The 13,385-nt window shown below is 40.5% G+C and carries 9 protein-coding genes; 5 read left to right on the forward strand and 4 right to left on the reverse strand.

All coding sequences use genetic code 11. The features are described from left to right. Window positions 1–29: 29 nt before the first annotated feature. Window positions 30–2,105 carry an LTA synthase family protein gene (locus AB5I83_RS09185; protein ID WP_448974714.1) on the reverse strand — a complete coding sequence of 692 codons (2,076 nt, stop codon included), beginning with the start codon at window positions 2,103–2,105 and terminating at the stop codon, window positions 30–32. Between the two features lie 130 nt (window positions 2,106–2,235). Further along, complete coding sequence (locus AB5I83_RS09190) at window positions 2,236–3,699, reverse strand: O-antigen ligase family protein (protein ID WP_448974716.1); 1,464 nt, start codon at window positions 3,697–3,699, stop codon at window positions 2,236–2,238. Window positions 3,700–4,043: 344 nt separating this feature from the next. On the opposite strand from AB5I83_RS09190, the gene AB5I83_RS09195 reads away from it, so the two are divergent. The 5 genes from AB5I83_RS09195 to AB5I83_RS09215 all read left to right on the forward strand — a co-directional run bounded on the left by AB5I83_RS09195 (window position 4,044) and on the right by AB5I83_RS09215 (window position 11,089). After that, entirely contained in the window at window positions 4,044–5,486 is a 1,443-nt protein-coding gene (locus AB5I83_RS09195; protein WP_448974717.1) for an MBOAT family O-acyltransferase, read from the forward strand. A 19-nt stretch (window positions 5,487–5,505) separates the two neighbouring features. Further along, on the forward strand, window positions 5,506–6,567 hold the full coding sequence (locus tag AB5I83_RS09200) for a hypothetical protein (protein WP_448974719.1): 1,062 nt from the start codon (window positions 5,506–5,508) through the stop codon (window positions 6,565–6,567). Window positions 6,568–6,812: 245 nt separating this feature from the next. After that, window positions 6,813–8,693 carry a phosphotransferase gene (locus AB5I83_RS09205; protein ID WP_448974721.1) on the forward strand — a complete coding sequence of 627 codons (1,881 nt, stop codon included), beginning with the start codon at window positions 6,813–6,815 and terminating at the stop codon, window positions 8,691–8,693. Beyond that, window positions 8,683–9,681 carry a DMT family transporter gene (locus AB5I83_RS09210; RefSeq protein ID WP_448974723.1) on the forward strand — a complete coding sequence of 333 codons (999 nt, stop codon included), beginning with the start codon at window positions 8,683–8,685 and terminating at the stop codon, window positions 9,679–9,681. The genes AB5I83_RS09205 and AB5I83_RS09210 overlap by 11 nt, the downstream gene beginning before the upstream one ends. 343 nt (window positions 9,682–10,024) lie before the next feature. After that, a complete protein-coding gene (locus AB5I83_RS09215) occupies window positions 10,025–11,089 on the forward strand; it encodes a glycosyltransferase family 4 protein (RefSeq protein WP_448974725.1) in 1,065 nt (354 codons plus the stop codon). A 107-nt stretch (window positions 11,090–11,196) separates the two neighbouring features. On the opposite strand, the gene AB5I83_RS09220 is transcribed toward AB5I83_RS09215, so the two are convergent. Both AB5I83_RS09220 and AB5I83_RS09225 read right to left on the reverse strand, forming a co-directional pair. Then, window positions 11,197–12,237 (reverse strand): LCP family protein, encoded by a 1,041-nt coding sequence (locus tag AB5I83_RS09220; protein WP_448974726.1) that lies wholly within the window; start codon window positions 12,235–12,237, stop codon window positions 11,197–11,199. 112 nt (window positions 12,238–12,349) lie between these two features. After that, a complete protein-coding gene (locus AB5I83_RS09225; protein ID WP_448974728.1) occupies window positions 12,350–12,982 on the reverse strand; it encodes a YigZ family protein in 633 nt (210 codons plus the stop codon). Window positions 12,983–13,385 lie beyond the last annotated feature (403 nt).

Below are 13,385 nucleotides of genomic sequence, written 5' to 3' on the forward strand. Positions count from 1 at the left end.
AAGGCTGAGGATTTTCCTCAGCCTTTTTCTTATTCCATCATCATTTTCTTTCCATTCGATTCAGCTATGCTATTTTCCTTATCGTCCAGGACCTTGACGACAACTTCTATTTCTTTACCATTAAATTTTTCTGGAACTGAAGCAATCAATGTTTTCTCATCATTGAAGATAGTTGTTTGCTGCTCTCCGTTAATGAAGATTTTGGCGTTTGAGACAAAATGCTTGCCGGAGACTTTAAGGTTATCCTTTTCTGTCATCTTCAGCTTCGTAATTTTCATTTTCTCGCTGCCCAAGAAGTAATCGTCATGAGGCTTCACTGGGTTCTTCTTGTAGCTATACTGTTCGCCAAACAACGTGTCATATTGGAGGAGCTGATACTCTTTCAGCTTGTTTTCATCGATGTTCTCATCTGCATAAAATGGCTTTTTAGGAATGACGTGTGTCCCTTCCTCATATACTTTTTCAGCCATCGCGAACATCGGCGACTTGTCCCTTTTGGCGTGAGAAAGGATGTAGGAGCCCAGGAAGTTAGGCGTCATCCGCAAGTCTTCTTTCTTGCCTTCAGAGTAATTATCCCATACGAGCAATGGTGTGGTCTGAAGCTTTAAATAATCTTCGTAGGCATGAATGCTCTTGAAGTAGTCGGCTTCCCGATACACCGCATAATCATAGCCAAGCATCGGGAGGTGATCCCCGTATATCACGACCATTGTTGGTTCATCGAGTTCTTTAACACCTTCAATCAAGACCCTGATTGAATCATCCGTTTCCTTCAGCACTTGGCAGTAAAGGTCAAGGACGTACTGAGGCACCTTGGTTAGCTGAGGTGTGTTCTTACAGCTGGGAAGCGGGTCGTAACGAATATCATCGTATGGACCGTGGCTAGAGACGGTAACCGTATTGATAAAGTCAGGACCTTCCGTTTTTTTGAGTTCTTTGACCGTCTGTTTCATCAACTCTCGGTCGTCGATATATGGACCAATCATCTTAGGATTGGAGAAAAACTCCATGCTGACGAATTTTTCATAGCCAAGCCATTTGTACGTAAGGTTCCGGTCATAGAACCAGTTCTTGAATGTGTGGACTGCCGTGGTGTTATATCCCTGGTTCCTGAAAACGTGAGGCAGGGCATCGATTGGCCGGTTGACTTGAGCGTTATAACTTTCCTTACCCTCTGGCAGGAAGCGGGTTGACATTCCTGTCATGATCTCCAGTTCCGTGTTAATGGTTCCTCCGCCAAAAATATGGGTAAGAAGCTCGCCTGACGAATGTTCCTTTGTCAGAGATCTGTAATAAGGAATCGGATCCTCTTCAAATGATAGATTCTTCAACAGTAATGGATCCCAGAACGCTTCCGCGAGGACGACAATTACGTTTGGTTTGAAGTCTTCGTCCACACCTTCCGTTTCAGGCAGGGATTCCACGATCTTATTGATTTCTCGCTTGCTGTATTCAGTCGGATGGACCACTTTTGACTCTTCCTTCAGGTTCAGGAAACCGCCAACCAGCCCAAGTTTCTGGTATTCCTCAACATTGCCGACAGCCGAGGCTCTTATGGAAAATACCGTTGGATTCAACAATATCGCTGCTGTTCCGGCAATCGCGATCACAGAGATCATTAGACGAATTTTCAACTTCAACGGCTCTGTGATTTTCATTAGATAATAGACTGCCCCAAAAATGAAAGCCAAAACAATAATAGCCACCATGGCCATTTTGACTGATAAAAAGCCGTCTAGGACGTTTGCGAAGGCTGCACCTTCCTTTACGAGGCCGAGGTCAGTTGGTGTAAGATAATCCCCTCTAAGCTTGAACTTCTGGTAGCTGCCAAACGCAACGACAGAAAAGAAGGCTAGCTGCAGGATGATGAATGGGATGAATAATTTCTTCGGAATAAACAATACTGTTGAAATAAACAGAAGGAAGAATAAATAGGAAATGACAAATGCTGCACTGCTTTCCTGAATCCATTTTAACGCCGCCGCAAAAGATCCGCGGTGGATCGATTCGATCGCCAATAATGATACGAGCGGGGCGAGCAGCAATAAAAGGATGTACCATATTTTAGCTTTATTAAGATTAAGTCGGTCAAATACTTTTTTCATAGCAAGGTAATCCTTTCTTTCATATTTGTAATCTATTAAATCAATGATAAGTGCAAAACTATATATATTTATCCAAACAGCAACTGGATAAACCGAAAGGACGATAAATATCTATCGTCCTTTGGATGTCTTAATGTTTCAGTTGTTTAAGCCTGTGGAAGGCAAATCCTAAGGCCAGGAAGTAATAGAGCATGAACGTATCATTTTCAAGGATGTTATAGACCAGGCCCCCGACCATCATTGTCACGAAGAAGAAGACAAGGGTAATCGCCAATGGGCGGTCTGACTGCTTATAAATTTTAATAGTAATCAGCAATAAATAACCAATGAAGACAGTCAGGATCAACACGCCGACAATGCCTGTTTCGGCAAGTGTCAGGATATATTGATTATCTGAGTAAAAATTGAAGCCAATTTCATATTCATCATAGATTGGTGATGAGTAAGCAAGTGTCGCTGCTCCTCCGAATGTTCCAAAACCAGTTCCGATAATTGGATGGTCCTTGAAGACTTCAATTGCCTTTGTCACATAATAAATCCTGCCGTCCGCGCTGCTTTTGCCAATTGTATCCTCAGAAAAAGCCTCCTTATAACGGTTGTAGCCTGTTTCCTCTTTGTTTTTGTTAGATGAAGTGTCATCCTCCTCATCAAGACCATCGACGTTATCGACTGCATACAGGACATTGTCCTGATAGAAATCTGCTGTGGCTGTTACTGCATAAAACAAGCCAGCCGATACAAAGGTCACCATCAAAATAGGCACCAATCTCTTCAGGTTACGGAAAAAGACGAAATAAGCAATAACGAACACAAAAAGTGCAAGGAAAGCTCCGCGTGAATAAGTCAGCAGGAATGTTGCACCAATCGTGGACAGGCCAGCTAAAAATAGCCACCTTTTGTTTCCTTTAAAATGATTGAATAAGGCAAGTGAGATCAAAAATGCAATTGCCAGATACAGAGCCAATTCGTTCGGTCCTTTTAGCAGACCATAGACACGGATATGGTTTGTATTCGAGAGGCTCCAATTCTGCCATGCTTCTGGCATGAAAGCTGTCTTATCGGATATCTTTTCCACAAAACCATGAATAGACAGGATCACAGCAGTGACGAATGTCAGCAGGATTGCCCTTTTCTTGAATGCTTCAGTAAGATCCATTCTCTTGATAACATAGTAGACCAGGTAAAACAGGATGTAAGCACGGACCTGCAGGATGATCGCCATCAGTTCGACACCGGTAATCAAAGCGGAAATGATACCCACCGCCAGGAAGGCGAAGAACGCCAGCTCGAACACCTGGAATTGGAATAGGTTTTTCAAGTTTTTCCGATTGTCATAAGCTGTCCAAATCAAGAGGGCAAATATAATTAAGTCACCCGTGATCTTTAGCCCGGAATTCATTTCGATTAAAAAGGGCCTCAATGATACAAATAAAATGAGGAGCAGAAGTCCCGCCTGCCTGTTCATCAAAGTGAAGAGGGCGAGGATGACAGATGCAGCCAACGCAATGTAGGTGTTGCCAACCAAGATGCTAAAAGTAACAAGTAAGACAGACAGCAGCAAAACCAAGCTGTCTTTGCGTAGTATATTCATCATTTACCAACCTCTATATTTATTTAAATATCTGGCTGCGCGGATTGTTCGCTAAGATGTTCACTGTTCCCATTCTGCCATGCTATACCGCAGTTAGCCGGTTTTTTAGTCTTCAGGAAGTGGTGCCATCTGCTGCAATCTTGCATTTTTATACACAGGCAAATATTTTTGGATTTTTCACTTAAACCAGCATCTATGATAACTTTTTTTGTCGAATTAATCAAGATTCGATGACTTCCAATTTTGTGTTAGATTTTTTATTCTCTATTATGTGATTTACATTTAATAGGTAATCATATAGAATACTATCCGTTGAAATCATCTTTACTGAAGGGAAGCATAAGCGAATGCTGTTTAATTCATATACTTTTATTTTCATTTTCCTTCCTATTGTATTTATCGGTTATTTTGCGTTGTTGCGGATCAAGCCGGTCATAGGGAAAGCATTCCTCGTTTTGAGTTCTTTATTCTTTTATGGTTATTGGAATGAATCCTATCTTTTCCTGATCATCGGATCGATTCTTGTAAACTTCTACTTCGGCAAGATCCTGACTCGGGAAAATATCAGTCACATCATCAGGAAGCTTGTTGTTAGTGTCGGAATTGCAATCAATATCGCGCTTCTTGGATATTATAAGTACTCTGACTTTTTTATCGAAAATTTCAATTCGCTGTTCAGCCTTGACCAGAACCTGCTGAACCTTGCGCTGCCGCTTGCAATCAGTTTCTTCACTTTCCAGCAGATTGCCTTCCTTGTGGACAGCTACCGGTTGGAAACGAAGGATTATAACATTCTAGATTATTCTTTGTTCGTTACCTTTTTCCCTCAGTTGATTGCCGGGCCAATTGTCCATCATAGCGAGGTCATGCCCCAATTCAACGATAAGAAAAATTGGAAGCTGAACTATGCGAACATCTCCCGCGGGCTTTATATATTTGGGATAGGTTTGTTCAAGAAAGTCATCATTGCGGACACCTTTGCTCTATGGGCAAATGACGGTTACAGCAATATGGCATCACTGTCACTGTATGACAGCTGGGTTACAACGCTGTCCTACACCTTCCAGCTGTATTTTGATTTCAGCGCTTATTGTGATATGGCAATCGGAATCGGCCTACTTTTCAATGTTGTGCTGCCAATCAATTTCAATTCACCATATAAGTCTTTGAACATCCAGGAATTCTGGAAAAGATGGCATATCACTCTGGGAAGGTTCTTTACTCAATATGTCTATATCCCTCTGGGCGGAAATCGGAAGGGACAGGCTAGGACCTATTTCAATCTGTTTTTGATTTTCTTCATAAGCGGCTTTTGGCATGGGGCAGGCTGGACATTCATTGTCTGGGGAGCGATGCATGGGTTTGCAAGCATTCTGTACAGATGGTGGAGCCGGACAGGTTTTTCTTTCCCAAAAGTGGTATCCTGGTTCATCACCTTCATGTTCGTCCACGTTGCATGGGTGTATTTCAGAGCAATCAGCATTGACCAGGCGAATGTCATGATCAAGAAGATGTTCAGCTTCCATACGTTGACCCTGCCAGAAGGATTGGCTCAATCTGTCCTTAACCTTACTGGGCGGTCTTATCCTGTTGCAACGTACTTCTTCAGCCTTGATCTGGCTATTGTGCTTGCAATAGGGTTGCTTGTCGTTTTCTTTGCAAAAAATTCAATCGAAAAGATGAACCTGTTCCAGCCATCCATTAAACATGCAGTGGCAACAGCGTTTTTCTTTGTCGTATCAGTACTATACCTGAACAGGGTAAGTGAATTCTTGTATTTCAACTTCTAAATTGCACGAGGTGCGAATCATGCGCGAGAAATCTTTTATTAAGCTATTTTTCCTTTGTTCCATACTGTTGGCCTCAATCGTAGCCGTTTTCATTTATATAGTAGACCCTTTATTCTATTATCGGGAGCAAACCCTTTATCGGCCGCAATATCTGGCAACCGAAAGGTACCAGATGCCTGGATTGCTGAAAAATAGGGAGTACGAAACATTGTTCACCTCCACTTCGATGGGTAGGAACTTTGTCGAAAGTCATGCAGATGAAAAAATGGAAACTGTTTCCTTCAACGGTGCTTTGCCGGCATCTACGGCAAGGGAACAAGCGATGGTCGCCGACCTCGCTATCAGGCACCAGGATTTAAAGACGATTATTTGGGAAATCAATTATTATTCTTTTGCCGAAGAACCGGACTGGACCTTGGAACCTGAGAAAAATTCCTTCCCGCACTTTTTATATGATGATTCCAAATGGAACGACATCAAATATCTGTTCAACTCGTATTCCTTTGAAGTGCTGTATGATAACATTTTAGCCAACAAGGAAGGCGACGAACGGAAGAGGGATGTGGAAACATTATATAAATTCGGTGGCGGGGTGCCGCCGCAATCAATTGAAAGCATGGCGGCCAAGCTTGATGGACTGGAGCAAAGCAGCCAATTGCCGAAATATGAACATGTAGAAAATATGATGAAATCGTTTGAAGCGAATGTGATCCCTCTCGTGAAAAATAACCCTGATATCACATTCAAACTGTTCTATGCGCCTTATCCAATTGTCAACCATGTCTCGTTTTACCGGAAAAATCCACAGTATCTTGAGGAGAGGGCAAAATTCAAAGCGGCAGTATTCGAAAAAATAAGCCAGTATGACAACGTCCAGCTTTACGATTTCCAAACAGAATCATCCATTACGTATGTTGCGAAGAACTATATGGACAGTGTCCATTATTACCGCTATATTAACGACTGGATGATTGATTACATGGCAGAATACAATGGTATTTCCTCTAAAGAAGAGAATGATAAAATCATTGAAGAATTCCGGAATCAAATTATCAACTTCGATGTTGCACAGCTAAAGTGAGGTTTTTCAAAGGCCAGTAAATTTTTGCTGGCCTTTTTCTGTGCCAAATTGACTGTATCTCTGTGTCTGATGATGAGAGCATTCCTAGTATCGGCTGAAATGATTGAGTAAGAGATTCAATATTTTTACAGAAAATGACCATTTTCGAGTTTACTTTCAAATTTTGAACTGATATGATTAAATCGTTCAAAAAATGAATGATTAATGACTGATTATATAAATATTAAATTGAGAGGACGATTCGTTTGTATAACTTCTATATTTTAGAAACTATATCCAAATTCCCTGATTTAAGCCAAAAAGCGATAGCGGAAAAATGCAATATTTCAGCTGGGAAGGTAAATTATACGATTAATAAGCTTCTTGCTAACGGATTATTAGACATAAACAAGAACGGCAAGAAGTTTCAATATACAGTCACTGAATCTGGCAAGGAGTATCTTAAACAGGAGCTGGAAGAGTTCCAGTCTACTAAGGTCACTCTTCATACTAGCGGAAAAAAGCGCATCAAAAATGCAGTGATCCTTGCTGCCGGGGCTAAAAACGATTTTCAAGAGCCTGTTTGCCTGGTTCCTATTGATGAGATCACCTTGATTAACAGAACGCTGGATATCCTATCAAGGAATGGTATTGAAAATATTGTCATAGTCACGGGTTACAAAGCCTGGGCATTTGACGCACATCCTTCAATTGCTAATCGCCCTGGTATTCACTTCGTTCATAATGCGGATTATTTATGGACAGGCTCGATGGCTTCTCTTGCTGCGGCAAGGGAATTTATAAATGATGATTTTATATTAATTGAGGATGATATTTTAATAGAAGAAAATGCAATCATTGAGTTGCTCGACCAAAAAGAGAGGGATTGTATCCTCGTTACAAAAGAAAGTGGGTCTGGTGACGAAGCATATATTGAAATCAGGAACGGCTATTTATATAAGATTTCAAAGGACATCCATCAAATGAACCGTATAGATGGAGAGATGATTGGAGTTACGAAGGTCTCAATCGATGTATACAGGGAAATGCTGCGACAGTTTGAATTTAACAAAAATCCTTTCATGAATTACGAATATATGCTCCTTGATATCTCAAGGAAAATAAATATAGGCTTCTTAAAAATCTCAGATATGATCTGGGCTGAGGTTGATAATACAGCTCAGCTGCAAGCTGTGATTGATAAGACTTATCCGATGTTAATAAGGAAGGAAGCGCTGTTTAAAGAATACGAACTACGGCAAACAATTGCTTCAGCACTTGATATGGATGAGAATATCATCACAGAAGTAAAGCCCTTTGGAGGGATGACCAACAAAAACTTCAAAGCCACCATTGGTGATGAAGAGTATGTTGTCAGGGTTTCTGGCGCAGGCACACAGGATATGATAAACAGGATTGAGGAAAAGAAAAATACAGAGTTGGTATCCGCACTCGGAATCAATCCTGAACAGCTATATTTTGATGAAACGACCGGATTGAAGATTGCCCGATTCATTACAGATGCTGAGACGTTGAATCCGAAGACTGCGAAACGGCCTGAAAATATCAGGCAGGTAGCAATGACCTTAAAGAAGCTGCATTCTTCAGGCATTGAAATGGTTAATGAATTTGATACATTCAAAACACTGGCGGTTTATGAACTGCTGACTGATAAAGCTGGCGGAACTTATTTCGAGGATTATGAAGAAGTAAAGGACCAGGTTATTGAGCTTAAAAATTATTATGAAAAAATGCACGTGCAACCTGCACCATGCCATAATGACACGGTTCCAGAGAACTTTGTCAGAAGCACGAATGACACCCTTTATTTAATTGATTGGGAATATAGCGGGATGAATGACCCGCTATGGGATTTGGCTGCTTTCTCAATGGAGTGCGGTTTTGATGAAAAAGAGGAAGAGCTTTTTCTAAAGCAGTATTTTGACGGAACGCCAACCACACAGGAAAGAGAACGAATTATAATAAGCAAGATATTCCAGGATTTCCTGTGGAGTGTTTGGACATTATTGAAGGAAGCATGCGGTGACGATTTTGGGCCGTATGGACTAAACCGTTACAAACGTGCGAAAGAGAACATTCAGCTATTTAAACAAAAGTTCGGGGAGGCAGCCAAAATTGAACAGTAAAACCATCAAGGGAGCATCCCTCGGTATATCGTCTGGTCTTTTTTGGGCTATTGATACGATTTTAATCGGATACATCCTGGCATCGGCGACATTTATGTCTTTTGCAGAAATCGCACTTGCAGCCCCATTGATCAGTACCTTCCTACATGATTTAATGTCTTCCATCTGGATGATGATCCTGCTAGGGGTGAAAGGGGAGCTTGGGTTAACATTCAAGAAACTTAAAACGAGAAGCGGCCTTTTCGTCGTCCTTGCAGCAACTCTTGGCGGACCGGTCGGAATGACCTTTTATGTGCTGTCTGTCCAAAGTATCGGTGCTTCATTCACTGCCACGATTTCATCGATTTACCCAGCAATCGGCGCATTCTTTGCCTTTATCTTGCTGAAGGATAAATTATCCCTGAAGAATTGGGCAGGCTTATTAACAAGTATCTTGTCCATTACCTTGCTAAGTTACTCAGGAAACCTGATCAGCGGCAGCACCGTCTCCATTGGCTTGATTTTTATCCTGCTCTGCGTTTTTGGCTGGGGAATGGAATCCGTAATTGTAGCTTATGGAATGAAAGATGACCAGGTTTCTCCAATTCAGGCTTTATTGATCAGGCAATTCACTTCTGCCGTCATATTTGGTCTCTTGATTATTCCGATTTTCGTCGGTCATTCAGTGACTGGGCAAGTACTCAGCACGAATGCTACTTGGCTGATTGCTTTAATTGCCTTAGCTGGTACGCTTTCTTACATCTTTTATTATCAGGCAATCAATCTTGTCGGGCCTGTACGCGCAATGGGCTTAAACATCTCCTACGCTGCCTGGGCGATCCTGATCGATGTGCTGTTCCTTGGCGGAGACTTCTCGTTCAAGAACATGGTTTTTGCTGCATTAATCATGGTCGGCTCGATCTTCACGGTTATGGAGAATAAAAAGAAGCTCATTCGTGATGATGGAGATTTAATGCGTGGAAATCCTGCCTCGGCTTTTAATAAATAGTAGTTTCGGAGTTACTTTCCATAATATACAGAAATTTTCCATGGATAAAAACATATTGATTCGAGAAGATAGACCTATTGACTGTTTAGGTCTATCTTTATTTTTGAATTTTTAGATAATTACCCTCAAAGTTTTATCTTCTCTAAAACGGGAATTCTATTTGCAATGGATATAACCTGTGTTATAATTCCTCATGATACATTTGTCGATATTAGTCTATTAAAAATTTAATCTATAAAATTAGAAACTTATTTTGTGTTTCATCGTCGAATACTTTGTTGGATTGAATTTACTTGTTTTCTTTATTACGTCTATGGGCAAGATACATTTGAGGAGGATCTTCATGGTTTATGTAACCTTAATAGTATGTTTTATCGCTTCCATCCTTATAACTCCTTTAGTTAAAAAATTGGCTTTGAAAATTGGTGCGACTGATGCACCTAATCAGCGTAAAGTGCACGCAAAAGTAATGCCGCGCCTAGGCGGACTTGCCATATATATAAGCTTTGTAATCGGTCTTTTGATACTTCGTCCAGAGGCCGAGTATAATACAGCCATTATTTTAGGAAGCTTGATCATCATCATCACTGGCGTACTGGATGACATGATGGAACTATCTGCTAAAATCAAGATGCTTGGACAACTTGCCGCAGCAGGCCTTGTAGTAGTCTGGGGCGGAGTGCAAGTTACATTCATCAACATTCCATTCATCGATTCCCAAATTCAATTTGGATTCATGAGCATACCGATCACTATTTTCTGGATTGTTGGTATTACGAATGCGATTAACCTGATTGATGGGTTGGATGGGCTAGCAGCTGGAGTTTCATCTATCGCCTTGATTACCATTTCTGGTATGGCGATCATCATGGGTGACCAGTATACAGTCATGCTTGCATCCATTGTTTTAGCATCAACGCTTGGCTTCTTGATTTATAACTTCCACCCAGCAAAAATATTCATGGGTGATACAGGTGCTTTGTTCCTTGGATACATGATTGCAGTCTTATCATTACTGGGGTTCAAAAACGTAACATTCATTTCGTTCATTGTCCCGGTTATTATACTCGGAGTACCAATTTCTGATACATTTTTTGCGATCATCCGCAGGATTGTCAATAAACAGCCGCTTTCTGCGCCAGATAAATCACATTTGCACCACTGCTTGCTTCGCCTTGGTTATACACATAGACAAACAGTGCTAATGATTTATGCAATGGCTGCATTCTTCGGATTAGCAGCAGTCATCTTTTCACAAGCAAAGCTTTGGGGATCTTTTGTACTGATTGCGATTCTCCTTCTTCTTATTGAGATCATTGCTGAAAGCATTGGACTTGTCGGTAAAAACTACAGACCATTATTAAAAATATTCAGGACAGTGAAATATTCGCAAGCGAGAGACCGCTAAATATGAAATAACCCTTTGCCCCAAGGCAAAGGGTTATTTTTTTAGGTTTGAAATACTAATACAGTGGTAAATGGATTAGAAAGGAGTAACTAATAAAAAAACCCTTCTTAATTAGAAGGGTCTTGTGAAGCAGTTTCGTTTGTATTGATTGATGTCGATTCAATCGCTGATGAATCAGTACCAGCAAGGTTAAGGTGGGTTTGCAGCTTAAGCTTCGTTTCTTGGAGTGCAGCTTCATCAAGTTGATAGTAGTAAGCTCCGCCGAGGGTTAAATCAGAACCTGCAAGTGTTAATGTTTCAGTGTTAAGATTTTTTCCTGCAGTAGCAAACTCAATGAATGACTTCATTTCATCAAAGCTTAAATCGGTGGTCATATTGTCACCGACTGCCTCGATAACATTCGCATATTTTGTAACAGATCCAGCAGATGCAGCTTTAGAAATAATCGCTTTAATAATTTCCTGCTGACGTTTGCCGCGTTCAATATCGTTGTCATAGTGCCTAGTTCTTGCAAGTGCCAATGCTTCTTCGCCATCTAAAGTTTGTAATCCTTCTGTAAGCCTGATTGCTCCGGCACGGTCGTTTGAATCCTGTTCAACAAGGTTGTAAGGAACGTTCACTTCAATACCGTTTAATGCATCAATAACGTCAATGAATGCATTAAAGTTCATTTTTACATAATAATCAATAGGTACATCCAATAAATCTTCCACTGTTTCAAGGGTCAATTCAACTCCGCCATAAGCATGGGCATGGTTGATTCTCGTTTTGTTTGTTCGGCCAGGAATGGATACGTAGGAATCGCGTGGAATGCTCAACAGTTTAATTGACTTGTCATTTTGGTTGAAAGTCGCAAGCATCAATGCATCTGTTCTTGAGCCTTTCTCGAACTTCCTATTCTCGCTGTCATCTACTCCGATAAAGAGAACAGAAATATTCTCTTCGAATGGATCCACATCTGGACGAGTCTTTTCACGTTCAATTGGTTTGTACGATTTTTCCATAACGGTTTCGGCTTTTGTATATAAGAATGCTCCATATCCAGCAGCAGCCACAAAAATCAATAGTATAGGCATCAAAATCCAACGGACAAGTCTTTTTCTCTTCCTTCTCTTGCTATTAAGAGAAGAGCGTCGTTCAGAAACCATGATATTCTCCTTTTCCTTAAATAGGTATATGTGTCTAAAAACTTTGGGAATTATTAATTCGCCTAAACTTCATTTTACAATTTATTTCTTCTATAGTAAATTCAAATTTTTGTCAGAGGTCTTCCTCCATATAAATAACCTCTCCATCATGGATTTCTGCCTGACCATTAGTTAGTTCGACCATCCATTCGGTAAACTCGCTTTTCTTTGCTTCCTCAACATAGGTTTCCAATGTTACTGTATCAATATAATGGATATCTTTTAATTGATAAACTGATGATCGAAGTTCATTTTCCACTTTTCCAAGCAGGGTATAGTCAATCGTCGTGTGCATCACCTGCATCAGCTTCCGTTCAACAATACCCGTTGCAGCAAGTCCCTCGGAGGTTGCTTTCCCATATGCGCGAATCAGACCGCCTGCCCCAAGTTTTATACCGCCGAAATATCTAGTTACGACAACGACCGTATCTTTTAATTGTTTCTTTTTAAGGACTTCGAGAATGGGAACGCCGGCAGTGCCGCTTGGTTCGCCATCATCATTCGCTTTCTGGATTTGATCATTCTCTCCGATCAGATAGGCTGAGCAGTTATGGGTTGCATTCCAGTTCTTCTTTTTTATGTCCATGATAAACTGCTGTGCTTGTTCCTCTGTTTCGGCCCTAGAGATATACGCAATGAACCGAGACTTTTGAATCTCTATTTCGTTGATTCCATGTCCTTTTACAGTAAAGTAGCTAGGAAGCATGTCTCCTGCTCCTCTCTATTAAAAATTTTCCCAATAGATTGCGGCCACCTTCACATCGATTTCTATTTTCCCGAAACGGTGTTAATGCTACAATTCATATAATCATTATAAGTATCAAGTTAGCCACAAACAACATGTCTTATGATTGTAATATAACTTTAATACAGGGCAAGTGTTTGAATGTTATAATAGTTAGTGGTCTGACAGCCTTTCATTGTTGCGGAAACATTATTTGGAAGAAAGTTTTTTGTATGCAATTGGAGGTTTATCTCCTAGAATTATAGGATATAAGACTTAGAATGAAAAATCAAAACTATGTCTTTATGACGATTTTTGTTAAAAATGGCATGATTTTCTTGTTGATATTAGTAACAAATAACTTTTCACGCTAAAATATCATTAA

The organism is Mesobacillus sp. LC4, from assembly GCF_053543455.1.